This window comes from Curtobacterium sp. VKM Ac-2852, assembly GCF_013205045.1.
Lineage (GTDB): Bacteria > Actinomycetota > Actinomycetes > Actinomycetales > Microbacteriaceae > Curtobacterium > Curtobacterium flaccumfaciens.
On the sequence record NZ_JABMLI010000004.1, the window covers coordinates 478,827 to 503,801 of the forward strand.

Here is a 24,975-nt window from a genome sequence, read left to right on the forward strand (position 1 = left end):
GACGGCGTCTCGGTGGTGCGAGTACTGCCGGCCGGGCTGGTTACAGCGACGCGGCGCGCGGGAAGGCCGAGCGACCGGCGTACACCGCGGCGTCACCGAGCTCTTCCTCGATGCGGAGCAGCTGGTTGTACTTCGCGACGCGGTCCGAGCGGGCCGGGGCGCCGGTCTTGATCTGGCCACCGTCGACCGCGACCGCGATGTCCGCGATCGTGGTGTCCTCGGTCTCGCCGGAGCGGTGCGACAGGATCGAGGTCAGGCCGTGACGGTGCGCGAGCGAGACCGCGTCGAGCGTCTCGGTGAGCGTGCCGATCTGGTTGACCTTGACGAGGATCGAGTTCGCGGCCTTCTCGTCGATGCCCCGCTGCAGACGCTTCGGGTTGGTGACGAACAGGTCGTCGCCGACGATCTGGACCTTGTCGCCGAGCTCGGCGGTCAGGTGCGACCAGCCTTCCCAGTCGTCCTCGGCCAGCGGGTCCTCGATGGTGACGAGAGGGTAGTTCGCGACGAGCTCGGCGAAGTAGGAGGTGAACTCCTGGCTCGAGAGCTGCTTGCCCTCGAACTGGTACTTGCCGTCCGAGAAGAACTCGGTGGACGCCACGTCGAGGCCGACGGCGATGTCCTTGCCCGGCGTGTAGCCGGCCTTCTCGATCGCGGTGAGCAGGAAGTCGAGCGCCGCGCGGTTCGACGCGAGCTCCGGCGCGAAGCCGCCCTCGTCGCCGAGGCCGGTGGCCAGGCCCTGCTTCTTCAGCTCCCCCTTGAGGGCGTGGTAGGTCTCGACGCCCCAGCGGAGTGCCTCGGAGAAGGACTCGGCGCCGTACGGCACCAGGAAGAACTCCTGGATGTCGACGTTGGTGTCCGCGTGGGCACCACCGTTGACGACGTTCATCAGCGGGACGGGCAGCGTGTGCGCGTTCGGGCCGCCGAGGTAGCGGAAGAGCGGCAGGTCGACCGAGTCGGCTGCGGCACGGGCCACGGCGAGCGAGGCACCGAGGATCGCGTTCGCGCCGAGGCGGGACTTGTTCTCGGTGCCGTCGAGCTCGATGAGCGCGGCGTCGACGAGGCGCTGGTCGGTGGCGTCGAAGCCCTCGAGCGCCGGGCCGATCTCGTCGAGGACGGCGTCGACGGCCTTGAGCACGCCCTTGCCGCCGTAGCGCGAGGCGTCGCCGTCGCGCAGCTCGTACGCCTCGAACGCGCCGGTGGATGCACCGGACGGGACGAGCGCGCGGGACACGACGCCGTCGTCGAGGAGGACCTCGACCTCGACCGTCGGGTTGCCTCGGGAATCGAGGACTTCGCGTGCGCCTACGGCATCGATCAGGGCCACGGGGTACTCCCTACACATTGGTTGTGGTGATTGCGGTGTCGATCCTAGTGAGCGGAGGTGAACACGACGTCGGCCGTGACGCCCCGCTGTGGACGAGTCCGTGCTGGAACGAGGACTGGGTGCTCAGTCGAGCGGGCGGAACGCGACGCCCTCGAGCGACGCGGTGTCCGCCGAGACGGTGGCGAACGCCGTGAAGCCCTGGGCGGCGAGGCCGGCGAGCAGGTTCTTCGTGTTCTTCGTGCGGCGCTCGAGCCGGACGCGTCGGTGGGACGCCAGCGCCTCGGTCTTCAGCGCGGCGAGCCGGACCGGGTCGACGTCCTTGTCGTACACGAGCACGACGGCGTCGGCCTCGGCGGACTCCGGGAGGGTCACGAGGTCGACGAGCCGCTCGAACCCGAGCGAGAACCCGACCGCGGGGACGTCCTGCCCGAGGAACCGGCCGATCATCCCGTCGTACCGGCCGCCGCCACCGAGGCTGTAGCCGAAGTCGGGGTGCGCGACCTCGAAGATCGTGCCCGTGTAGTACCCCATGCCGCGCACGAGCGTCGGGTCGAAGCGCAGGTCCACCCCGGGCAGCGCCTCGCGCAGGCGGAGCAGGTCGGCGAAGGCCTCGGCGTCGAGCCACGGCGCCCCCTCGACCGACGTCCAGTCGGCGGCCTCGAGCGCGCGGATGGTGTCCTCGAGCCCGGGCAGGTCGGCACCCACGGTGCCGCGGAGCTCCGCCGCGACGCCGTCCGCACCGATCTTGTCGAGCTTGTCGATCGTGATGAGCGCACGGTCGGCGTCGGCGGGCTCGGTGATCCCCCACGACGCGAGGAGCGCCAGCAGGATCCGGCGGTCGTTGATCCGGATCGTCGTGCCGCTGACCCCGAGGGCGTCGAGGGCCGCGGTCGTCGCGCGGATGAGCTCGATCTCGGCGAGCTGCCCGGGCTCCCCCAGGATGTCGATGTCGCACTGCACGAACTGGCGGTAGCGACCCTTCTGCGGGCGCTCGGCACGCCAGACCGGCGCGATCTGCACGGATCGGAACACCGACGGCAGCTCCGCACGGTGCGAGGCGTAGAACCGGGCAAGCGGGACGGTCAGATCGAACCGGAGACCGAGGTCGGCGAGGTCCAGCGGCGCTTCGGCTGCCTGCAGGTCCTCGGTGGTGAGCCCGCGCTTCATCACCGCGAACGCCAGCTTCTCGTTGTCACCGCCGAGCCCGGAGTGCAGCCGCGCAGCGTCCTCCACCACCGGGGTCTCGATCTCGTCGAAACCGTGCCGCGAGTAGACGTCCCGCACGACACCGAGCACGTGCTCGCGCCGGGCCTTGTCCGCCGGGAGGAAGTCACGCATGCCACGGGGTGCCGTCACGGTCGTTGCCATGGGGTCAATTCTGGCAGACGGGCGTCTCCGGCTTGCGCGCATGCCGACCCACTGGCATACTGCATGCAGAACCTCGGTCCGGATCGTGCCTGATCCACGCTCCGGACCGATTCGCGGGGCGACGTGCTGCAGTGCGTCCCGCGGTTCGAGCGGGCTTCCCTGTCGGCCCCTCTCCCTGGTGGAGCCGACGCCCGCTCACGGGCGCCCTCTCTTTTTCGGGTTGGGAGGGCGCCCGTTCTCCCCTGCCCGGAGCGATCTGCCGACCGGGGATCACTCCACAGCCCGACCGGCCTCCTCCAGCGCCGACACCGCGGCCCGCAGACTCGCGACCGGGTCCACCCCGCGTCGTGCCGCAGCCGCGACCTCCCCGAGCACCGCTCGCCCCCACTCGGCGTCGACCGTCCCCACCCCGTCGTCCGCGGGCGCGTCGGACGTGGCGGACGCACCACGGGCCTCCAGGCCGACGCCGGAACCGGCCCCGACGACGGACGCGACGACCGCGTCGGCGTCCCCACGTTCCTCCAGGCGCTCCAGCAGCTTCACCGCACGCTCAAGCGGCGGCATCGCCCGCGGCACCCCGTCGAACGCACTCCGCCGGCTCGCCTTCTCGGCAGCCTTGGCCGCACGCCAGACCCGCACGACGTCCTCGACGGTGTCCGCCGTCTCGTCGCCGAACACGTGCGGGTGCCGCCTGGTCATCTTGTCCCGCACCCCGGCGGCGACGTCCTCGAGGGTGAAGTCCCCCGCGCGGGCGGCGATCCCCGCGTGCAGGACCACCTGGTAGAGCAGGTCACCGAGTTCCTCGCGGACGTCGTCCGGGTCGCCGTCGTCGATGGCGTCGACGAGTTCGTACGACTCCTCGACGGCGTAGCGCGCGAGCGAGGCGTGGGTCTGCGCCCGGTTCCAGACGCACCCGCCGTCCTCGGCGAGCAGGCGGTCGACGACGGTCACGAGGTCCGGTACGGCGGTCATCTGGTCATCGTGCCACCCGCGTAGACTGGCCGTGGTGTGTCGGGAAGTCTGGTCGACGGACACTCACCCGACCCCTCGAGACGGAGATCCATGTCGTCCCTCGTCCGCTCCCCCCGCTTCAGCGCCATCGCGCTCCTCACCGCCGCCGTGCTCGGCCTGGTCGTGGCGAACTCCCCGATCGGCCCCGGCCTCGAGCGGTTGCTCGACGCGCACCTGCCGCTCGGTGCCCTGGGCCTCGACCTGTCGATCGCACACTGGATCAGCGACGGCCTGCTCGCGGTCTTCTTCCTGCTCGTCGCGATCGAGCTGAAGCAGGAACTCGTCGACGGCGAGCTGTCGAACCCCAAGACCGCGATCATCCCCGCCATCGCGGCGGTCGGCGGCGTGCTCGTCCCGGCCGGCATCTTCCTGCTCGTCACCGCGGGCACGCAGTACACGCACGGTTGGCCGATCCCGACGGCGACGGACATCGCGTTCGCGCTCGGGGTGCTCGCCATGTTCGGTCGCGGGCTGCCGAGCGGCATCCGGGTGTTCCTGCTCGCGCTGGCCGTGCTCGACGACCTCATCGCGATCATCATCATCGCCGTGGTGTTCGCCCACGACACGGACTTCCTGGCCCTCGCGGGCGCTGTCGTCACCCTCGCGGCGTTCTGGCTGCTCGGCCGGATGCTCCGTCCGGGGCGCAGCGGGCAGACGCTCGTCATCGTGGCGATGGTCGTGGTCGGGCTCCTGACCTGGTGGCTCGTCTACCACTCCGGTGTGCACGCCACGATCGCCGGCGTCGCCCTCGGGCTCGTGCTGCCCCGACGCCCGGGCCACACCCTGCACGAGAACGTCGAACCGTGGTCGAACGCCATCGTGCTGCCGGTGTTCGCGTTCGCGTCGGCCGCCGTCATCATCCCCTCGGTCGGCATCAGCGAGCTCTCCCCCACGTTCTGGGCGGTCGTCCTCGCACTGCCGGTCGGCAAGGTCATCGGCATCACGCTGTTCGGCACGATCGCCACGCGGATCTTCCGCTCGCCCGGCCGCTCGTCGCTGTCGTTCTTCTCGATCATCACCGTCGGCGTGCTCGGCGGCATCGGGTTCACGGTATCGCTGCTCATGAACGAGCTGGCGTTCGCCCGCAACGAGGAGATCCTCGACGAGGGCGTCCTCGCCGTGCTCGTCGGCTCGGGCATCGCCATCGTCGCGTCGGCGGTCGTCGTCACCCTGCGGGCGCGGGCGTACCGCGCGCGCCGCGAGCTGTCCGAGGCCGAGGACACCGAGTAGCGGGTCGCGGGCCGCGGCGCAGCCGACGCGGAGCGGTGGATCGTCGCGAACAGCGTGCGCGCCGTGGACGTGGCCGATGACGGCCTGGAGGCACGGTGCGGGCCCGCACCGTGCCTCCAGGCCGTCTCCGCTCGCGTCTACGCGGCCGGCGCCTCGGCCGGGGTCGTCGCCCCGTACACGGCGGTGAGGATGCTCTCCACCCACTGGATGAGGGCATCGTCCGGCAGCGCCTGGTCGTGCGGACGCGGCATCGGGATGCTCGTCGCGTTCTGCTGCGGGAACCAGCGCGCCCCCGGGAACATGCGCTTGAGCCGCACCTGCGACGAGTCGGCGAGCTCCTTGCCGGCGACCCGCAGGTTCGAGCCCATCACCACGACGTCGGACAGGCCGACCTGCTGCGCCATGCGACGGAGACGGGAGACCTCGACCAGGGTCTGCACGGCCTGCGGCGGCTGCCCGTAGCGGTCGGTGAGCTCGTCGAGCACCATGTCGATCGCGTTCGGCTGGGCCGTCGGGGCCGAGGCCGCCGAGAGCTTCTGGTACGCCTCGAGCCGGAGTCGCTCGGATTCGACGTAGTCCTCGGGGATGTGCGCGTCGACGGGGATCTCGAGCCGGAGCTCGGTCTGCCCCTCGGCGACGTCGCCACGGAACTGCGACACCGCCTCGCCGATCATCCGCAGGTACAGGTCGAACCCGACGCCCGCGATGTGGCCGGACTGCTCCCCGCCGAGCAGGTTGCCGGCCCCGCGGATCTCGAGGTCCTTCATGGCGACCTGCATGCCCGCGCCGAGCTCGTTGTTCGCGGCGATGGTCTCGAGGCGGTCCTGCGCGGTCTCGGACAGCGGCTTGTCGGAGTCGTAGAGGAAGTACGCGTACCCGCGCTCCCGCCCCCGGCCGACACGACCGCGCAGCTGGTGCAGCTGCGACAGGCCGTACTTGTCGGCCTTGTCGATGATGAGCGTGTTCGCGTTCGCGATGTCCAGGCCCGTCTCGATGATCGTCGTCGAGACGAGGACGTCGAAGCGGCGCTCCCAGAAGTCGACCATGACCTGCTCGAGGGTGGTCTCCGACATCTGCCCGTGCGCCACGGCGATGCGGGCGTCCGGCACGATCTCGGCCAGGTGTGCGGCGACCGACTGGATGTCCTTCACGCGGTTGTGCACGTAGAACACCTGGCCCTCGCGCAGCAGTTCGCGGCGGATCGCCGCCGCCACCTGCAGGTCGGACTGCGGCCCGACGAAGGTCAGGATGGGGTGGCGGTCCTCGGGCGGGGTCGCCAGGGTCGACATCTCGCGGATGCCCGTGACCGCCATCTCGAGCGAGCGCGGGATCGGGGTCGCCGACATCGCCAGGACGTCGACGTTCGTCTTGAACTTCTTGAGCTGGTCCTTGTGCTCGACGCCGAACCGCTGTTCCTCGTCGATGATGACGAGCCCGACGTCCTTGAAGGTGATGCCCTGCGACAGGATCCGGTGGGTCGCGATGACGATGTCGACCGTGCCGTCGGCGAGCCCGGCGATGGTCTCCTTCGACTCCTTCTCGGTCTGGAACCGGCTCAGGGCGCGCAGGTGCACGGGGAACCCGGCGAAGCGCTCCTGGAACGTCTCCATGTGCTGGCGGACGAGCAGGGTCGTCGGGACGAGCATGACGACCTGCTTGCCGTCCTGCACCGCCTTGAACGCGGCACGGATCGCGACCTCGGTCTTGCCGTAGCCGACGTCGCCGGACAGCAGGCGGTCCATCGGGATCGGGCGTTCCATGTCGCGCTTGATCTCGTCGATCGTGGTGAGCTGGTCGGCGGTCTCGGCGAACGGGAACGCCTCTTCCAGCTCGCGCTGCCACGGGGTGTCCGGGCCGAACGCGTGCCCCTTCGACGCCATCCGCGCCGAGTACAGCTTGACCAGGTCGACGGCGATGTCGCGGACGGCCTTGCGGGCCTTCGACTTGGCGGCGGACCAGTCCGAGCCGCCCATCTTCGACAGGGTCGGGGACTCACCACCGACGTAGCGCGACAGCTGGTCGAGCTGGTCGGTCGGCACGAAGAGCTTGTCGCCCGGGTAGTTGCGCTTCGACGGCGCGTACTCGAGCACGAGGTACTCGCGCTGCGTCTTCACGGCGTTGCGGCCACCGCTGGAGACCTCGCGGCTGACGAGCTCGACGAACTTGCCGATGCCGTGGGTCGCGTGCACGACGACGTCGCCCGGCTTGAGCTGCAGCGGGTCGACGACGTTCTTGCGCCGGCTCGCGAGCTTCTTGACGGTGCGGGCGCCCTGCTGGACGCTGCGGCCGTAGAACTCGGCTTCGCTCAGGACCGCGATGCGGGGGTCGGGGATCGCGAAGCCGTGCTCGACGGTCGCGGTCGTCACGACGGCGACGCCGGGCTCGGGCGGCGCGGTCACGGCATCGGCACGGGCGGCGACCCCGGCGTCGGCGAGCACCTGCACCGCACGCTCCACGAGGCCCTGGCCCTGCGCGGTCACCACGACGGCCCACCCGTCGTCGGTCAGCGACTTGACGTGCGCGATCGCCCCGTCGGCACTGCCGGCGAAGCTCGGGACGGCCTCGGCCCGGACGCGGATGTACTCACCGGCCTCGGCAGCGGCCTCGGCGTCGGTGAGGACGCGCTCGGTGTCCCCTTCGTCGAGGCCGGAGTCGAACGGCGACACCGTCCACCAGGTGCGCTGGCCGCGGGTGTTCTTGAGCTGCTGCACGGTCAGGAAGTTGCCGGCGTCGAGGTCGATCGGGGCCTGGGCACCCGCGACCGCTGCGCTCCATGCCGCCTGCAGGAACTCGGTGTTCGTCTCGGCCAGGCTGTTCGCGCGGCCGTTCACCCGCTCGGGCGAGAACACCGCGATGGTGGCGTCGTCCGGCAGGTAGGAGGTCATCGGCACGAGGTCCTGCACGAGCGCCGGAGCGAGGGACTCCATGCCCTCGACCGGGATGCCCTCGGCGATCTTCGCGAGCATCTGGGACAGGTTCGGGAACTCGTGCAGCATCTCGCGCGCCCGCTGCCGGACGTCGTCGCTGAGCAGGAGTTCGCGCGAGGCGGTGAGCTCGACCGAGCCGAGGTCGTCCTCTGTCGTGCGCTGGTCGGCGACCGAGAACGCCTTGATCGCCTCGATCTCGTCGCCGAAGAAGTCGACGCGTGCCGGGTGGTCGGCCGTCGGCGGGAAGACGTCGAGGATGCCACCGCGCACCGCGAACTCACCACGGCGGGTGACGAGGTCGACGCGGGAGTAGGCGAGGTCCACCAGCTGGGACGCGATCGCCGCCAGGTCGTTGCCCCGCGAGTCGGTCCGCAGCACCACCGGCGCCAGGGACGTCAGGTTGCTCGCGATCGGCTGCAGCGCGGCGCGGACGCTCGCGACGACGATGGTCCGGCGACGCTGGACCGGGTCCGCCGCCTGCCACGCCGCGAGCTTCCGGAGCGTCGCGATGCGCGTGCCGACGGTCTGCGCACTCGGGCTGAGGCGTTCGTGCGGCAGGGTCTCCCACGCCGGGAACTCGAGCACGTCGGCGTCGGGGACGTAGCTGCCGAACGCTTCGCGGACCGCCTCGGCTTCACGCCCGGTCGCCGTGATGACGAGGACGCACTGCGGACCGTTGCGCTCGGCGAGCAGCGCGCCGAGCAGCGGCACGCGCAGGCCGTCCACGACGGAGAAGTCGGCGTCGCGCGGTGCGGCGCGCAGCACGCGATCGAAGGCGGAGGCGCGCGAGAGCGCAGGGATGATGCCCGAGATCGTCACTCAGGAGATGGTACCGGCCGCCACCGACACCGGCCGCGGCGTGCGCGACGGGCGAACAGCGCCGAGCCCTCAGGACGGAGCGTGCACGCGCTGCTGTGCGGCGAGCAGCCCGACCTCGGCGATCGCTTCCACCGCGTTGGCCGCGTCGGCCAGCAGGATCGGCAGCGTCTTCTTCTCGGCCGCGGAGAAGTCACGCAGCACGTAGTCGGCCGGGTCCTGCCGACCGGGCGGACGCCCGATGCCGACCCGGACGCGCATGAACTCGTTCGTGCCGGTGGCCTTGATGATGTCGCGCAGCCCGTTGTGCCCGCCGTGCCCGCCGTTGCCCTTCAGGCGGACCGTGTCGAACGGCAGGTCGAGCTCGTCGTGCACGACGACGAGGTCGGCCGGGGTGGCGCTGTAGAACCCGAGCACCGAGGAGACCGGTCCGCCCGAGGTGTTCATGAACGACCCGGGCTTCGCCAGCACGAGTCGTGTGCCGCCGGGCACCAGGCGCCCCTCGGCGACCTGGTTCGGCGTCTTGTGCTTCTTGAACGACGCTCCCATGCGGGAAGCGAGTTCGTCGAGGACCATCTGGCCGACGTTGTGGCGGTTGCCGGCGTAGTCGGGCCCGGGGTTCCCGAGCCCGACCACCACCAGGATGCTGCTGCCGTTCATGAGCGCAGTGTCACAGCGTCGACCAGATGTCTTCGAACGGGTGTTACTCGGAGTCCGCGGCGCCCTCGGCACCCGACTCGGCGCCGGCCTCGGCCGAGGCCTCGTCCGCGGCGTCGTCGTCAGCGGTGCCACGCGGGGTGACGATCGCGACGACGAGCGCCTCGGGGTCGGTCTCGAGCTCGGCGCCCTCGGGGAGCTCGAGCTGCGAGGCGTGGATCTGCACGCCGTCCTCGAGGCCCTCGACGTTCACGGAGACGTGCTCCGGGATGTCGGTGGCGAGCACGAGCAGCGAGATCGTGTTGAGGTCCTGCACGTGGATGGTGCCGGAGAAGGACTCGCCCTCGACGACGACGGGCACGTCGACCGTGACCTTCTCGCCGCGGCGGAGGACCACGAGGTCGATGTGCTCGATGATCTGGCGCACCGGGTCACGCTGGACGTCCTTGACGAGGGCGAGCTGCGCGGCGCCATCGATGTCGAGGTCGACGACCGCGTTGGCGGTACGGACGAGCAGCATGGTCTCGTGACCGGGCAGCGAGATGTGCATCGGCTCGGTGCCGTGGCCGTAGACGACCGCGGGGATCTTGTCGGCCGCGCGGAGCTTGCGAGCAGCGCCCTTGCCGAACTTGGTGCGGACTTCCGCTGCGAGCTTGGTGTAGTCGGCCATGGTGCCTCCTGGTGTCGGGGACGACGCCGGGGTGCCGGCATCGTGGGGGTCTGTGGTGTTGCAACTCGAACGCGTGCACGCGTGAGGAACGATCCCAGGGTCTTGCCGGGTATCCCACCGCGTCGATCACGGCCGCGCGTACGCAGCCCTCGCCGAAGTCAGGGACTGAGTCTAGCAGCACCGGTCCGGGCGTGTCGGACCGCGGGTGCAGGTGCGGTCAGGACGGGACCGGCTCACGTCGCGGCCGACCTCCGCGTGTGAGACTTGTCCACCGTGATCACCTCCCACCGTGCCCGCCGAACGCTCGACCGTCCGCGGGTCGTGCGGATCGTCGCGTTCCTGGTCGTCGTCGCCGCCGCGGTGGTCTTCGCCTACTGGCACGTGGGCCGGCAGCGCGTGGACGTCGACGAGGACGTGTACGTGGTGTCCGGCTGGGAGTACCTGCACGGCGTCTTCATCCGCAACCTCGAGCACCCGCCGACGGCGAAGTACCTGTTCGGCCTGGCGGAGGTCGTCCTCGGCGCTCCGGGGCCGCTCGGTCCGCGCTACGTCGCGGCGACCGCCTCGCTGGGCACCGGGCTCCTGTTCTTCCTGTGGTTCCGCCGTCCGGTCGGGTACTGGGCGGCACTCATCGCCGCCGCCCTCTGGTGGCTCACCCCACGGGCGAACGGCATCGCCTGGGGTGACCCGGGCTCCGGTGTCGCCACCAGGATGGACCGCACGGCGCTGCTCGAACCGGTCATGGTGTTCTTCGCGGTCGCCGCGCTGTACGCCGCGTGGCGGTGGGTGAACGGCGCCGACCGCCGACGCTGGCTCTGGGCCGCTGCGTCCGGCCTGCTGCTCGCCCTGTCCGTGACGTCGAAGATGACCTCCGCCGTGCTCGTCGTGGCGATCATCGCGTTGCCGATCCTGTTCCGCCGGTGGTGGGACCTGTTGACCGGCGGGCTGATCGCGGCCGGGTCGTTCGTCGTCGCGTTCGTGCTGCTGTACGCGCCCGTGGGCTTCGAGCGCGGCTTCGTGCACATGCTGCAGTTCCAGACCGGGCACGCGGAGCTCGGCCACTCCATCGAGCTGCTCGGTCGCGAGTACCTGTTCGCCCCGTGGTGGGCGAACTTCGTGTACTTCACGCAGGGCACCAGCCGCTGGGTGGTCCTCGTGCTGGTCATCGGGCTGGTCGCGGCGTTCGTGTTCCGACCCGACCGGCTCGTCGCCTACCTCGGCATCGGCCTCGGTGCGCAGGTCGCCTTCCTGACCGCGTCGGACGTCGCACTCGCGCACTACTACTACGCGTGGATGCCGCTCCTCATCGCCCTCGCCGGCATCGGCCTCGGACGTGCCGGCTGGCCGTCCAGGCCCGTCAGCCGTCGGCAGCGGGCGCTGCGGGTCACGGCGGTCTGCCTCGTGCTCGCCCTCGCCGTCGTGCCGGTGGTCCGGCTCGGCAGCGCGGTGGCGCAGGCGCGTCCGGCTGGTGTCGCCCGGCTCGACGCCGAGTTGCGGGCACGTGGCGTCGACGACGGCACCGTCCTGTTCAGCGGGTACAACCTGGTCGCGTGGCGGCCGTACTTCTTCGAGCGCGGCACCTGGGAGCCGGACGCCGACGACGTCGTCGCCGTGGTGCAGGGGATCGACCCGCGGTTCCCGATGAAGCCCGGGATCGCCTCGTTCCTGGCCGCACACCGCGACGACCTCGAGCACTTCACCGTCGACGAGTTGCAGGTGTGGGTCCCGAAGCACGGCGCGCTCCGCGAACGCGACGGGGTCCTCGAAGCCGTCCCGGGCTGACACGGGTCGACACGCGACGTCCCCGGGCAGCGGGACGGACGGGAGGCCCGTGGCGGTCCTGCCACGGGCCTCCCGTCCGTCGTCCCCACGCGGCGGGCGCGGGGCGCTCCCCCCAGGACCGCTCCCCGCGACCGCCGCGTCAGTCGACGTCCCCCGGTGCCGCCGGGGCGAGCCGCGCGATCACCCGGTCGAGGCGGGCGTCCACCTGCGGCTGCCGCATCGAGCCCTTCCGGAGCGCGGCCGCGTCGGTCGCGGTGACGTGCAACAGCCGTTCCCACTCCGCCGCGTACAGCGCGCTGCGGTAGCCGGATGACTCCTGGCACGCGACGTCCCGTCCGGCGACGGCGACCTCGGCCCTCCCCGGATCGTCCGAGAACAGGACGACCTGGTCGCCGTCACGGGCGCTGACGTGCATCGAGGGGGTCGGCATGCCCTCCGGACCCGCCGGCAGGTCCGGCACACCGGACGGCGCCATGCAGGTGCGCCACCCGGCCGCGGCCGTGCGGACCGGGTCGTCCTGGCGTGCGTCCAGCGCCGCCAGGTACGTCAGGCGCTGGGCCAGTTCGGACGCGGTCTGCTCGGTGCCGCGCAGCGTGGTGCCGAGGGTCTTCCGGGCTGCGTTCCAGCAACGGGCGGCCACGTCGTCCGGAAGCGCGGCGAACGCGGCCTGGCGGTCCGGGTCGTACCCCCACTGCCGCAGGCCCTCCTGGTTCGCACCGGCGGCGGACGGCCCGTGGTAGCCGCGGGTCTCGGCGAGCGCCGCGGTGAGGGGCCGGGTGGTCGCGAGTGCGGGTGCGGGGTTCGCCCGAGCGGCGGTGTCGGCCGCGTCGTCGTCGGCCTGCAGCCCGGCCGCGGTCGCCCAGGGAGCCGGGTCGTCGATGCCGGCCTTCCGCAGGCAGGGCTGGGCCACGAGGTCCTCGGCGTACGTGGTCTTCGACGAGGCCGGCGCGACGAAGGCGTCGAGCGGCATCGCCCACGCCGTGCTGTCCTGTTCGACGGTGGGGGCGACCGCGACGTCGGCGCGTTCGGGCAACCCGTGGACGACGGCGGTGGCCAGTCCGGCGAGGACGACGACGGCGGTGCCGGTCTTCGCGACGCGGTTCGTGATCTGCATGGTTCCCCCTAGGCGCGGACGAGGCCGCGTTCGTGTGCGGTGATGACGACCTGGATCCGGTTCCGGAGTCCGAGCTTCGTCAGGACGGCGCGGACGTGGGTCTTCACGGTGGCGTCGCTCAGGAAGACCGACTCGGCGATCTCGGCGTTGCTGAGCCCCTTCGCGACGAGCAGGAAGACCTCGCGCTCGCGGGCCGTCAGCGCGTCGAGGACCTCGTCGCGTCGGTCGGTCACGGCCGGGGTGCCCTGCGCGCGCAGCAGGTCGAGTGCCTCGGCTTCGGTCGGTGCCGGTCGACCGGCGTGCACGTCGCGGATGGTCGCGGTGACGACGTCGGGCAGGGCGTCCTTCGTCAGGAACGCGGCGGCGCCGGCGCGGAGTGCGGCGAGCACGGCATCGTCGCGGCGGATGGTCGTGAGCGCGACGACCCGCGGGCGGTCCTGGGTCGAGGCGACGAGACGCGTCAGGCTCTCGATGCCGTTCATGACCGGCATCCGCAGGTCGAGCAGCAGCACGTCGGGGTGCTCGGCGGCGCAGAGCTCGAGGGCGGCGGCACCGTCACCGGCGGTCCCGACACAGGTCATGTCGTCCTGGGCGTCGACGAGCATCTGCATCCCGGTGGCGAACAGTCGCTGGTCGTCGACGACGGCGACGCGGACGGCGCTCATCGGACGTGCTCCGACAGGACGGCCTCGGTGTCGGTGTCGGTGTCGGTGTCGGTGTCGGTGTCGGTGTCGGCCGTCGCCGTGGTCGGCACGGCCGCGGTCGTCGGCAGCCACGCGGTGACGACCCACTCGTCCGGGGTGTCGCCGACACCGGCACGCAGCCAGCCGCCGGCCAGCCGGGCACGCTCCTGCATCCCGGCGACACCGGACCCCGCGCCGTCGAGCTCGACGAGGGGTTCGCTCCCCCGTGACGTCACGACGACGCCGAGCCCCGGGCCGCGCCAGTCGAACGCCACCCGGGCCGTCGCTGTCCGCCCCTGGTGCTTCAGCACGTTCGTCAGGCTCTCCTGCACGGTCCGGTGCACCGCGCTGGCGCTGCCCGCGGGCAGGACCCCGGCGCCGTGTTCCTCGAACGTCGCGGTCATCCCGAGCTCCCGCATGTCCTCCACCAGGTCGGGGACGTCGGCCAGCCCGTGACGGTCGGCGTCGTCGCTCGCCTGGATGCGTTCCACCAGCGCCCGGACGTCACCCAGTGCCGAGCGGCTCACGTCGGCGATGTCCTGCAGCGCCCGGGCGGCGTGTTCGTCCCGCACGGCGATGGCCGCGGCACCCTGGGCCTGGGACACGACGACCGCCAGCGAGTGGGCGAGCGAGTCGTGCACGTCGCGGGCGATCCGTGCGCGCTCCTGCTCGGCCCGGAGCTCGGTCGTGGTCACCTCGGTGCGGCGTTGCGCCTCGACCACCCGGACCCGGGCGAGGCCGATCCGCCACGCGGCACCGATGGCCACGCCGACCGCCCAGGTGACACCGCTGACACCGACGAACGCGAAGGTGATCGTGACGAGGTCGGACCGGGTCCCGCCGGAGTTCCCCACCCAGCTGCCCCAGACGTCCTGGTCGGCAGCGGTCGGGACCGCCATCGCCCAGGCGGCCGCCGCGCTCGCGAGCAGGAGCACGGGGACCGCCAGGTAGCGGAGCAGATCGGACCGACCGGCGCCGACGACGCCGACGACGATCGCGATCGCCAGGTACTCCGGCCAGGTCGTGTCGGTCGGCCGGGTGAGCAGCCGGGCCGCCTGCAGGAGCGGGATGCCGACGACCAGTCCGAGCGCGGTCGCGGGCATCCACGCGGCGAGGCCGATGGCGACGGCGAAGGCCGACACCACGACGACGTGGTCGGCGAGCCCCGCGCGTCCGGCCTCGGCGACGATCCAGAGCACGAGGTACACGGCGCCGGCGGCGGGGGCCAGCAGGTGCTGGTACCGGCGGAGGAGGGAGGTCATGACGCGAGCGTATGGGCCGCGCCGGACGGGGACCGAGCCGTTCGGCCGCTTTTCATCCGAGGTGATGAGGTCCGACCGGACGGCTCAGCGGCCGACCTTCCGGCGGTGTTCCTGCGCAGCGCGGAGGACGTCGCGCGCCCGGTCGCTCGCCGCCTCGGCCTCCTCGCGGGCTGCCTCGAGCGTGGTGATCTCGGACTCGGCCTCCTCGAGGGCACGCTGGAGCTCCGCGCGGCGCTCCTCCGCCTGTTCGAGATCGGCCTCGGCGGCGTCGAGTGCTGCGTCGGCGTCGCGGGACTCCGTGCGCGCTGCGGTCTCGGCCTGGCGCGCGGCCTTCCGGTCGGCGGCCGGGTCGCGCTTCGGTTCGGGTTCGGCGTCCGGTTCCGGAGCATCGCGCTGCGCGGGCCTGTAGGCACGACTCGCCTTCCGCGCACCCCTCGCCTGGGAGATGGGGATGGGTGGGGCATCGCTGCCGGACCAGGCATCGGGGACCGCGTCCGGATCCGCGAGCGCCCCGTCGAGGTCGACCGCGTCGAACCCCACGCTCTCGAGCGCCGTCACGAGCAGCCCCGACCGGACGGCCGCGCCGGCGTGCGGGTCTGCCATCGCCGCCTCGATCGTCGACCGGACCAGCTCGAGCACCGCCGGGGTGACGGGGTGTCCGGCGTCGGACGCCAGGTCCGCACCGGCCTGCGCGAGGGCGTCGACGACCTCGGCGCGCTGCCGGCGGAGGGTCCGGATCGCGTCGGGGTCGGCGTCGGCCTGGGCCTTGCGGAGCGCCGGTCCGAGGTCGACGGCGTCGTCGAGGGCACCGTCGTGGGCGAGCAGGTCGATCACCCAGGCCGCCGGGGCGGGCTTCCGGAGCTTCCCGATCGCCGTGGCGAGGGCACGGTCGTCCTTCCGCGCCGCGCGTTGTCGTGCGGTGCGTTCGGCGACGAAGTCCTGCGGCGCGACGAGCAGCAGCTCTCGGGCGACGTCGGCGAACTCCATGCCACCACTGTGCCTGCTCACACCGTGCCTGCTCAACACCGTGCCCGCCACGGCGTCGGGGACTACCAGTCGTGGACGGTGCCGTCGGCCAGGCGGTTGAACGGCAGGTACGCCTGCTCGTAGGGGTACTTGCCGGCTTCGTCGACGTCGAGGCTGACCCCGAGGCCCGGCTCGTCACCCGGGTGCAGGTAGCCGTCGGTGAACGTGAACGTCTGGTGGAACACCTGGTTGGTCTGCGGCCCGTGCTGCATGTACTCCTGGATGCCGAAGTTGTGGATCGCGAGCCCGAGGTGCATCTGCGCGGCGAGCCCCACCGGGGAGATGTCGGTCGGTCCGTGGAACCCGGACCTGACCTGGTACAGCGCCGCGTACTCCATCGTCTTCTTGAGCGGGGTGACGCCGCCCATGTGCGTGACGGCACCGCGGACGTAGTCGATGAGCTGGTCGCGGATGATGTCCTTGAAGTCCCAGATGGTGTTGAAGACCTCGCCGATCGCCAGCGGCGTCGTGGTGTGCTGCCGGACGAGCTTCAGGGCCTCCTGGTTCTCGGCGGGGGTGCAGTCCTCGAGCCAGAACAGGTCGTAGGGCTCGAGCGACTTGCCGAGCTTGGCGGCCTGCAGCGGGGTCATCCGGTGGTGGCCGTCGTGCAGCAGGGGCAGTTCGGGACCGAACTCGTTGCGGACGGCCTCGAACACGGTGGGCACGTGGCGCAGGTAGGCGCGGGTGTCCCAGTCCTCCATCGCCGGGTACGCGCCGCGCTGGGCGGGCTCGAAGTCGTAGCGGACGCCGGCGTTGCCCTCGGTGGTCCTGTTCGACGCGATGCCGTAGATGGACTCGAGGCCGGGGACACCGGTCTGCACCCGGATCGAGCGGTAGCCCTCTTCCTGGTGTTCGCGGATGGAGTCGAACAGTTCGGGCAGCTCCTTGCCCGAGGCGTGGCCGTACGCCATGAGCCCGGTGCGCGATGCCCCGCCGAGCAGCTGGTAGAGCGGCATCCCTGCGACCTTCGCCTTGATGTCCCAGAGGGCCATGTCGACGGCGGCGATCGCGGCCATGGTGACCGGACCACGGCGCCAGTACGACGACCGGTACAGGAACTGCCAGGCGTCCTCGATGCGGCTGGCGTCACGGCCGACGAGCAGCGGGACGACGTGCTCGGACAGGTAGGCGGAGACCGCGAGCTCGCGGCCGTTCAGGGTGGCGTCGCCGAGTCCGGTGACGCCGTCGGCCGTGGTGAGCTTGAGCGTCACGAAGTTCCGGTTCGGGCTGGTCACGATGACCTCGGCCCGCTCGATCAGCTGGCCGCGGTCCGCCGAGGCCCAGGTGTCCGGACGGCCGGCGGTGGTCTCGGCCGGCCCGCTGTCGGCGGTGCCGGGGACCGGGGCCGCGGGGTTCGTGGTGTTCGTGTCGGTCATGCGTGGACTCCTCCGTTGGAGCGTTCGCGGGCGCGTGCCGCGGCGGTGCGGATGCGGTCGGCCGCCGCCGTCACGGCGGCGACCACGGGGGTGGTGTCGAGTTCGGGCGCGACGACGGCCAGGACGTCGTGCAGGTCCGAGTCTGGCCCGGGGGCACCGGGGTCGTCCACCAGGTCGGACTGCTCGGTGACGTGCAGCCACCACGCGGCGAGTGCGGTGGCCGCTCCGGTGCCGATGCCGGCCGAGGGGTCGCGGGCGAGCCGGTGCCGCACGACGTCGACGACACGGACGGGCAGCTTCTGCGAGCCGCCGGACGCGATCTGCCGCAGCGTGTGCCGGATGCGCGGGTTGGCGAACCGCTCGACCAGGGCTGCGCGGGCGTCGGTGACCTCGGCCTCGGGCAGCGGGAGCTCGAGCGCGGCTTCGTCCCAGAGCTGCTCGACGGCGGTGCGGCAGACCGGGTCGTCCATCGCCTCGGCCACCGTGTCGTGGCCGAGCTGCAACCCCAGGTAGGCGAGGAGCGAGTGCGAGCCGTTCAGCAGCCAGAGCTTCCGCTGCTCGTACGGGGTGACGTCGTCCACGATCCGGACGCCGGCCGTCTGCCACGCGGGCCGGTCGATGCCCGCGAAGGCGTCCTCGAGCACCCACTCGGCGAACGGTTCGGTGACGACGGGGACCCGGTCTCCGGCGAGCGCACCCGGCAGGTCCGACAGGTGCGCGACGTCGGCGTCGGTGGTCGCGGGGGTGATCCGGTCGACCATCGAGCTCGGGAACGCGACGTTCACCTCGATCCAGTCGCGCAGGTCGTCGTCGGTGACGGCGTCGAGCACGGCGCCGCGGAGGACCACCCCGTTGTGCGTCAGGTTGTCGAGACTGACCAGCGCGATGCGCCCGGAACCGGCGGCACGGCGGGCGTCGAGCCCCGCGACCAGCCGCGCCGGCACGTCGGAACCGGGCCGGTAGCCCTGCTCGGTGACCGTCAGCGTGACGATGGCTGTCTCGGGGGACGCGACCACGTGCCTCCAGGCCGTGTCGTCGCTGCCCGGGTGGGCGGCCACGATGGTGTCGACCACCTCGGCTCCGTCGCCGGACGCGGCTCGCGTGACCAGCGTGTACCGGCAGTCCTGCGCGGCCAACGCGTCCGCGGCCGCGGGCGAGCGGCCGGTGAAGGCGGTGATGCCCCACGGCTCCCCCGTGGTGTGGGCGGTGTACCAGGCGAGGTGGGCGCGAGCGAACGCACCCACCCCCACATGGACGATGCCCGGACGCCGGTCGGTCATGCCGACACCGGAACGAGGGAGCGGAGGTACGCCAGGTTGTCGGCGGTGCGGGTCTCGAGCGGGAGGTCGGTGGAGAAGTCCTCGATGGTGACCCACCCGTCGTACCCGACCTGGCGGAGCGCGTCGAGGTACTCGGACACCGACGCCTGGCCGGTGCGCAGGGGTGCCCACTCGTGCTGCCAGATCGAACTGCCGTCGGCCCGGGTGTCGCCGGTGTCGACCCAGCGGGCGTTCTTCACGTGGGCGTGTGCCAGGTACGGCCCGAGCAGTTCGAACGCGGCGAGGTGGTCCTCGTCACCCTCGATCACGAGGTTGCCGAGGTCGTGGATGACGCCGACGTGTGCGGGGTCGAGACCGTCGATCAGCCGCAGCGCTGCGGAGGCCGACGGTGTGATCGTCATGTGGTGCAGCTCGACCAACACCTTGACGCCGAGTTCGGCCGCGCGGTCCGCCGCCCACTCGAGGTCGGTGCGGGTGCGGTCGAAGAGCTCGGGGTAGGTCTCGCCGGTGCGTTCCTTCTCGGCCCGGTAGTTCGGCATCGTGACGCGGACCTGCCGGGCACCCAGTTCGCTGGTCACGCGCAGCATCGTCTCGACGCCGTCGTGGTCGGCGGCCGGCTGGTAGCCGCCGATGCCCGAGTAATCGAGCCCGGCGGCGTCGGTGACCCGGGCGATCTCGCCGACCCGGTCGCGGATGCCGGTGTACTGCCACGTCGAGTTGTTGCCCGCCCAGAACGACCGTTCGGCGGGGACCTCGGCACCGTCGGCCGGGCGGTCGTCGACGATGCGCCACTCGATGCCGTCCCAGCCCTGTGCGGCCAGGGTCTCGGCGGCTTCGGACGGGGTCCAGTCGGGGGTGGAGGCGGTGAACACGGAGAACTTCATCGGGTGGCTCCTTCGGTCGCGCTGGCGGTGGCGGGTGTGCCGACGACCGGCACCACGTCGTCGTACTTCCCGTCGATCACGTCGTCGATGCGCACGGGGTGCCCGAGCGTCGCACTGACGTAGAGCCCGCGGACGGTGGCGAGCGACACGAGGGCCGCGTCGACGGTGACACCCGGTTCGCGTCCCTGCCGGATCGCGTCGACGATGTCCGTGTACTGCCGAGCGTGGCCCGCGGCGAAGTGGTCGGGTTCAGCCGGGCCGCCGACGACGTGCTCGGGCGGGACGACCTGGTCCTTCTGGTCGACCGCGCCGGCGACCGCGGTGGCGTTCGACGTGGTGGACGCCGACTCGAGCGTGGCGGTGTCCGGGGCGATGTGGAAGTACGCGAGCCGGTCGTCGTCGACGATGGCGGAACCGTGCGTGCCGTACACGGCGTACCGGGCGGAGAGCCCCGGGTACGCCGCGGTCGTGCAGTGGACGACCCCGAGCGCCCCGCCGGCGAACCGGACGGTGGCGACGGCGGTGTCCTCGACCTCGATGCGGTCGTGGGCGAGGAGCCCCGTCTGGGCCGAGATCTCGACCGGACGACCGAGCGCCCAGACGAGCAGGTCCACGGTGTGCACGCCCTGGTTCATCACGGCGCCGCCGCCGTCGAGCGCCCAGGTGCCGCGCCAGTCACCGGAGTCGTAGTACCCCTGCGACCGGTACCAGGCGACGCTCGCGAGCCCCGAGGTCACGGTGCCGAAGCCGCCGTCGTGCGCGGCCCGGGCGACGGCTGCCGACGCAGGGTCGAAGCGGTGCTGGCTGATGACGCTCGTGACGAGCCCGCGGTCGCGAGCGGCTGCGGCGAGCGCCGCGATCTGCCGTGCCCGGGGCATCGTGGTGTCGAGCGGCTTCTCGATGACGACGTGCTTGCCGGCGGCCAGGGCGGCCTCGGCGAGCTGCACGTGCATGCCCGAGGGCGAGCAGATCGCGACGACGTCGATGTCGGTCTGTTCGATCGCTTCCTCGATGGTGGAGGTCGTGATCGGGCGGGCGGCACCCACCGCTTGCACCGCGTCCGCCGCGCTCGTGGCGGCTTCGGGCACTGCGTCGACGAGGGCGACGACCTGCAGGTCGGGGTGGTGCACCGCGACGGTGGCGTGGTGGCGTCCGATGACACCGGCGCCGACGACGGCCAGGCGGAGCGGGTTGGTGGGTTCGGTCATCGCAGGGTGACTCCGATCTGGTCGGTGAGGGTGCGGAAGGCCCGGCCGGCACGGCCGAAGGCCGCGGGGCCGGAGAACCCGCCGAGGGAGGTGAAGTCGCTGAGGTGCGGCTCGAGCGAGGCGTACCCGGAGTAGCCGGCGTCGCGGAGCGCGGTGAGGGTCTCGACGAGTTCGCCGTCGCCCTCGCCCGCTGGCACCACCGACGAGTCGGCGGCGAGGGCGTCCTTGACCTGCAGGTAGTCGACGTACGGGGCGAGCTGCTCCCACCCGTCGGTGAAGGGCCGGACGCCGCACTGCACGTAGTTCGCGTTGTCCCAGGCCAGGCGGAGCGCGGACGAACCGACGCTCTCGACGATGTCGAGCACGCGCGCGGGGACATCGCCGTAGATGTCCTTCTCGTTCTCGTGCAGCAGGGTCACGCCTTCGCGCTCGGCGAGGTCGGCCAGCGCCCGCATCCGGACGAGGACGTCGTCGCGGACGTCGTCGGGCGTGCGGCCCTCGAAGTAGAACGAGAAGATCCGGATGTTCGTCGTGCCGAGGGCGTGCGCGGCACGGATCGCACGGGCGAGCCGTGACACCTCGTGCTCGACGGGTTCGTCGACGGACACCTTGCCGATCGGCGAGGCGATCGCGGACACGGTCTGCCCGCGCTCGTCGAGCAGCCGGTGGAGTCCGGCGAGCTGGTCCTCGTCGAGGTCGACGACGTTGACGCCCCAGGCGCTGCGGACCTCGATGGCGCTCGCGCCGAGCGCCTGGAGGACCGCGACCTGGACGACCGGGTCGGCGTCGATCTCGTCGCCGAAACCGGAGAGTTCCCAACTGGGCTGGTCGGTCATGGTGTCCTTTCGTTCGGACTGGAGGCGCGTGGCGGGGCCGCCACGGGCCTCCAGTCCGGTTCTGGGTTGCGGCCTACTTGACGGAGCCGGCGGTGAGCCCGCCGACCAGGTAGCGCTGGAAGATCAGGTACAGGGCGACGACGGGGACCGCGCAGACGATCGAGGCGGCCATCATCTGGCCGTAGATCGGGACCGCGCCGCCCTCTTGGGTGGTGCCGAGCACCTGCAGGACCACGGCGACCGTCCGGGTGTTCGGGGTCGTCATGATCGTGGAGAACAGGACGTCGTTCCAGCCGAGCAGGAAGGCGAAGATCGCGGACACGACGATGCCGGGCCACGACAGCGGGAGCACGATCTTCGTCAGGATCTTCGTCGAGCTGGCGCCGTCGATGCGCGCCGCTTCCTCGAGTTCCTTCGGCAGGCCGCGCAGGTACGTGACCATCACCCACGTCGAGAACGGCAGGGCGAAGGTCAGGTAGGTGACGAACAGGCCCCAGCGGGTGCCGATGATCTGCACGCCGGTGGCGCTGGCGATGTTCGAGAACACCACGAAGACCGGCAGGAGCAGGAGCGTGCCCGGGATCGACTGCAGGGCGAGGAGCCCACGCAGGATCGTCAGCCGCCCGAGGAACCGGAACCGGACGAGCACGTAGGCCGTGGACACGGCGAGCGCGGCACTCGCGACGGCCACCGCACCGGCGGTGAGCATCGAGTTCACCAGTCCCTCGCCGAGGGCGACGGTGGACCAGATCTCGACGTAGTTCGACAGCGTGAACTCCGACGGGAAGTACTCGCCACGGGCCACGGCGACGTCGGAGTTGACCGAGCCGAACAGGATGTAGAGCACGGGGACGGCGATGAACGCGATGATCACCGCGATGACGGTGACGAGCAGCCAGCGCGGCAGCAGCCGGGTGACGTCGGTGTCGTACGGGCGCTTGTTCCGTCGCCCGCCGTTGCCGGTCGTGATGCTCTCGGTGAGCGTCGCGGTGGGGCGGGTGCGGGTGCTGAAGGACGTGCTCGGGGTGGTCATGCGCGTGCTCCGTCGATGTCGGCGGCGGTCGGGGCGGCGGCGAGCGTGGCGCGGTCGGCGCGACGCTGCTTCCGGTTGGGGCCGGCGTCGTCGCCGGTGTCGAGCTTGACCGCCCGCAGGTAGACGAACAGCGGGATCGCGACGATCACGAGCGAGCAGATCGCCATCGCTGCGGACAGGCCGAAGCGGAACGACTGGAAGCTCGCGATGTACGTCAGGACGGGCATCACCTCGACGCTGGACGGCAGCGGGATGCCGAACAGCACGAACGGCAGCGTGAAGTTGTTGATGTTGTGCAGGATCGAGATGATCACCGCGAGGCTGAGGGGTCCGCGCAGGTACGGGAAGATGATGTACCGCAGCTTCGCCCACCAGGTCACCCCGTCGAGCGCGGCGGCCTCGTGCACCTCGTTGTCCACGGCCTGCAGCCCGGCCAGGGACAGCAGGTAGACGAAGGGCCAGCTCGTCCAGATCATCACCCCGGCGAGCGCCCAGTACGACGCCGAGCCGTTCAGCCACAGCACGTCGGTGTGCAGGATCGAGTTCACGACGCCCTGCGGCTGGAGCATCGTGCGGAAGAACGTGCCGACGACGAATGCGGGGAGCACGTACGGGATCAGGTAGATCGAGCGGACGAGCCCGCGACCGGGGAACCGGTTCTGGGTCGAGATCGCGGCGGCGACCCCGATCGGCACGGTCACGGCCGTGACGAGCACCGACAGCGACACCGAGATCCAGATGGAGTGCAGCAGCGGCGAGTTCGTGAACGCCTCGGTGAAGTTGGCGAACCCGACGAACGGGGCGCTGAACCACTGGCGGAGCGTGTACTGGTCGAGGTCGAGCATCGCGATCCAGAAGCCCACCAGGAGCGGCACCACGATGACGGCGAGCATGAGGACGCCGCCGGGCAGGAGCATCCACAGTGGACGCTCCCGTTTGTAGAGGGGCGTCTTGCCGGCGGGGCGGACCGGCGGCGGCGGCGGCGCGTCGGTGCGGGGCCTGGTCTGCGTGCTGGTCATCACAGACCTCCGTTCTTCTGACGGTCGAGGGTGGCCTGGGCGTCCTTCTGGGCGTCCTGCAGTCGCTTGCGGAGCTGGTCGTCGGTGACCTCGCCGGACTTCAGCGACGGGATCGACTGCACGACCACGTCGACCAGGGCGAGCTGGATGTCGGACCAGGCACCGGTGAACGCGGTCGGCTTGGACAGGCGGCCGGCGTCGATGATCGGCTTGAGCTGCGGGTTGTCGGCCGCCAGGTCGGCGGCGGCGGACGCGTTGGTCGGCAGGTTGCCGAACAGGTCGTAGTACTCGAGCTGGGCCTTCGGCGCGCTGAGCTGCTTGACGAACGCGAACGACAGCTCCTGCTTGGTGCCGTAGTCGGCGACGACCCAGTTGTCGCCGGACAGGATGCTGGCCGCCTCGATGCCGTCGGACGGACGTTCCGTCGCACCCGGCGGGACGGTCGGCAGCAGCGCGAACTCGTACTTGCCGTCGACCTTGGTGTCCTGGAACGAGTTGATGGCGGTGGTGGTCGTCATCGGGAAGAACGCCGCCTTGCCCTCGGTGAACTGCGCGAGGGCCTGGGCGTTGTTCCAGCCGATCGCGGCCGGGTCGACGACACCGTCCTTCGTCACCCAGTCGAAGTAGGTGCGGTAGGCGTTCTCGACGGCCTCGCTGTCGATCTCGGCCTTCGAGCCGTCGACGATCGTGTTGCCGGCGTTCTGGGCCATCCCCCACACGAACTTCCAGGGGTCGAAGCCGTCGGCGTAGGCGATCGCCATGCCGTGGCGTCCGTCACCCGTCGTGGCCTTCGCGTCGGCGGTCAGCTCGTCCCACGTCGTGGGCATGTCGGTGATGCCGGCCTTCGCGAGCAGGTCCTTGTTCACCGCCATCACGAACGGACGGCTGGCGAACGGGATCCCGATCTGCTTCGACGCACTCGGACCGGAGATGCCGAACGACGCGGGGTCGAACTGGTCCTTGCCGCCGATCGCGTCCCACTCCTTCGTGCCCATCTCGACGAAGGCACCGGTGGCGTAGGCGGTCGGGGTGAAGGTGGTGCCGATCGCGTAGACGTCGGGGCCCTGCCCGGAGATGACGCTCGTCTGGATCGCGGTCAACTCCTCCTGCGCGGACGAGTAGGTCTCCCACTGGATGTCGGCACCGGTCGTGCGCTTGAACTCGGCGGCGGTCTCCCGCTGCCACTGCTTGCGTTCCTTGGGGTAGGTGGTGTCCGCGCCCATCATCACGCGGAGGGTGTTCGGGTCGTCGCCGCTGCCGTTCACCACGGCACATCCCTGCAGGGACAGTGCGGCGAGGGCGACCACGGCGACGGCACCGACGAGGGTGCGGACTTGCAGTCTTCGCGTCTTCACGGGGGTTTCCTCCTCGAGACCTCCTCCGAGCGGCGCTGCTCGGTGGCACCACTGTTCCGCCGTTGGCAACATGCGGCAACCGGTTGCCACTTGTTGCCAGACGCGAATACGTTC

Annotated in this window: 20 protein-coding genes; 2 read left to right on the forward strand and 18 right to left on the reverse strand. The window is 71.4% G+C overall.

Annotated elements, in window-relative coordinates; translation table 11 throughout:
- Nucleotides 1-40: 40 nt before the first annotated feature.
- The 3 genes from eno to HQQ79_RS17285 form a co-directional block, all read right to left on the reverse strand.
- A complete protein-coding gene (gene eno, locus HQQ79_RS17275) occupies nucleotides 41-1,324 on the reverse strand; it encodes a phosphopyruvate hydratase (RefSeq protein ID WP_027464494.1) in 1,284 nt (427 codons plus the stop codon).
- Between the two features lie 123 nt (nucleotides 1,325-1,447).
- Nucleotides 1,448-2,692: a histidine--tRNA ligase gene (gene hisS / locus HQQ79_RS17280; RefSeq protein ID WP_173035864.1), complete on the reverse strand. Its 1,245-nt coding sequence runs from the start codon at nucleotides 2,690-2,692 to the stop codon at nucleotides 1,448-1,450.
- Between the two features lie 270 nt (nucleotides 2,693-2,962).
- Entirely contained in the window at nucleotides 2,963-3,664 is a 702-nt protein-coding gene (locus HQQ79_RS17285; protein ID WP_173035866.1) for a MazG family protein, read from the reverse strand.
- Nucleotides 3,665-3,754: 90 nt separating this feature from the next.
- On the opposite strand from HQQ79_RS17285, the gene nhaA reads away from it, so the two are divergent.
- A complete protein-coding gene (nhaA, locus tag HQQ79_RS17290) occupies nucleotides 3,755-4,933 on the forward strand; it encodes a Na+/H+ antiporter NhaA (RefSeq protein WP_111033598.1) in 1,179 nt (392 codons plus the stop codon).
- 137 nt (nucleotides 4,934-5,070) lie between these two features.
- Here the strand turns inward: nhaA and mfd are convergent, their stop codons facing one another.
- The 3 genes from mfd to HQQ79_RS17305 form a co-directional block, all read right to left on the reverse strand.
- A complete protein-coding gene (mfd, locus tag HQQ79_RS17295; protein ID WP_173035868.1) occupies nucleotides 5,071-8,679 on the reverse strand; it encodes a transcription-repair coupling factor in 3,609 nt (1,202 codons plus the stop codon).
- A gap of 69 nt (nucleotides 8,680-8,748) precedes the next feature.
- On the reverse strand, nucleotides 8,749-9,336 hold the full coding sequence (gene pth, locus HQQ79_RS17300; RefSeq protein WP_173035870.1) for an aminoacyl-tRNA hydrolase: 588 nt from the start codon (nucleotides 9,334-9,336) through the stop codon (nucleotides 8,749-8,751).
- Between the two features lie 43 nt (nucleotides 9,337-9,379).
- Nucleotides 9,380-10,003, reverse strand: coding sequence for a 50S ribosomal protein L25/general stress protein Ctc (locus HQQ79_RS17305; RefSeq protein ID WP_111056952.1), 624 nt, complete (start codon nucleotides 10,001-10,003; stop codon nucleotides 9,380-9,382).
- A 273-nt stretch (nucleotides 10,004-10,276) separates the two neighbouring features.
- Here HQQ79_RS17305 and HQQ79_RS17310 point away from each other — a divergent pair, with 273 nt between their 5' ends.
- The gene (locus HQQ79_RS17310; RefSeq protein WP_173035872.1) at nucleotides 10,277-11,785 is read left to right on the forward strand and encodes a phospholipid carrier-dependent glycosyltransferase; all 1,509 of its coding nucleotides are present in this window, start codon (nucleotides 10,277-10,279) and stop codon (nucleotides 11,783-11,785) included.
- A gap of 139 nt (nucleotides 11,786-11,924) precedes the next feature.
- On the opposite strand, the gene HQQ79_RS17315 is transcribed toward HQQ79_RS17310, so the two are convergent.
- The 12 genes from HQQ79_RS17315 to HQQ79_RS17370 form a co-directional block, all read right to left on the reverse strand.
- On the reverse strand, nucleotides 11,925-12,899 hold the full coding sequence (locus HQQ79_RS17315; protein ID WP_173035874.1) for a hypothetical protein: 975 nt from the start codon (nucleotides 12,897-12,899) through the stop codon (nucleotides 11,925-11,927).
- Nucleotides 12,900-12,907: 8 nt separating this feature from the next.
- The gene (locus tag HQQ79_RS17320) at nucleotides 12,908-13,564 is read right to left on the reverse strand and encodes a response regulator transcription factor (RefSeq protein WP_173035876.1); all 657 of its coding nucleotides are present in this window, start codon (nucleotides 13,562-13,564) and stop codon (nucleotides 12,908-12,910) included.
- Complete coding sequence (locus HQQ79_RS17325) at nucleotides 13,561-14,844, reverse strand: sensor histidine kinase (RefSeq protein WP_173035878.1); 1,284 nt, start codon at nucleotides 14,842-14,844, stop codon at nucleotides 13,561-13,563. Before HQQ79_RS17325 ends, HQQ79_RS17320 begins: the two co-directional genes overlap by 4 nt.
- An 84-nt stretch (nucleotides 14,845-14,928) precedes the next feature.
- Nucleotides 14,929-15,831 carry a hypothetical protein gene (locus HQQ79_RS17330; RefSeq protein WP_173035880.1) on the reverse strand — a complete coding sequence of 301 codons (903 nt, stop codon included), beginning with the start codon at nucleotides 15,829-15,831 and terminating at the stop codon, nucleotides 14,929-14,931.
- A 62-nt stretch (nucleotides 15,832-15,893) separates the two neighbouring features.
- Nucleotides 15,894-17,246 (reverse strand): D-mannonate dehydratase ManD, encoded by a 1,353-nt coding sequence (manD, locus tag HQQ79_RS17335; protein ID WP_254066337.1) that lies wholly within the window; start codon nucleotides 17,244-17,246, stop codon nucleotides 15,894-15,896.
- Nucleotides 17,243-18,526, reverse strand: a complete 1,284-nt coding sequence (locus tag HQQ79_RS17340) for a mannitol dehydrogenase family protein (RefSeq protein ID WP_173035882.1) — start codon at nucleotides 18,524-18,526, stop codon at nucleotides 17,243-17,245. Before HQQ79_RS17340 ends, manD begins: the two co-directional genes overlap by 4 nt.
- A complete protein-coding gene (locus HQQ79_RS17345) occupies nucleotides 18,523-19,410 on the reverse strand; it encodes a sugar phosphate isomerase/epimerase (RefSeq protein ID WP_173035884.1) in 888 nt (295 codons plus the stop codon). The genes HQQ79_RS17340 and HQQ79_RS17345 overlap by 4 nt, the downstream gene beginning before the upstream one ends.
- Nucleotides 19,407-20,618, reverse strand: coding sequence for a Gfo/Idh/MocA family protein (locus HQQ79_RS17350; RefSeq protein ID WP_173035886.1), 1,212 nt, complete (start codon nucleotides 20,616-20,618; stop codon nucleotides 19,407-19,409). Before HQQ79_RS17350 ends, HQQ79_RS17345 begins: the two co-directional genes overlap by 4 nt.
- Nucleotides 20,615-21,454: a sugar phosphate isomerase/epimerase gene (locus tag HQQ79_RS17355; RefSeq protein WP_173035888.1), complete on the reverse strand. Its 840-nt coding sequence runs from the start codon at nucleotides 21,452-21,454 to the stop codon at nucleotides 20,615-20,617. The genes HQQ79_RS17350 and HQQ79_RS17355 overlap by 4 nt, the downstream gene beginning before the upstream one ends.
- A gap of 73 nt (nucleotides 21,455-21,527) precedes the next feature.
- Nucleotides 21,528-22,487: a carbohydrate ABC transporter permease gene (locus HQQ79_RS17360; RefSeq protein ID WP_027464480.1), complete on the reverse strand. Its 960-nt coding sequence runs from the start codon at nucleotides 22,485-22,487 to the stop codon at nucleotides 21,528-21,530.
- Complete coding sequence (locus tag HQQ79_RS17365) at nucleotides 22,484-23,506, reverse strand: carbohydrate ABC transporter permease (protein ID WP_173035890.1); 1,023 nt, start codon at nucleotides 23,504-23,506, stop codon at nucleotides 22,484-22,486. The genes HQQ79_RS17360 and HQQ79_RS17365 overlap by 4 nt, the downstream gene beginning before the upstream one ends.
- A complete protein-coding gene (locus tag HQQ79_RS17370) occupies nucleotides 23,506-24,861 on the reverse strand; it encodes an extracellular solute-binding protein (protein ID WP_173035892.1) in 1,356 nt (451 codons plus the stop codon). Before HQQ79_RS17370 ends, HQQ79_RS17365 begins: the two co-directional genes overlap by 1 nt.
- Between the last annotated feature and the right edge of the window lie 114 nt (nucleotides 24,862-24,975).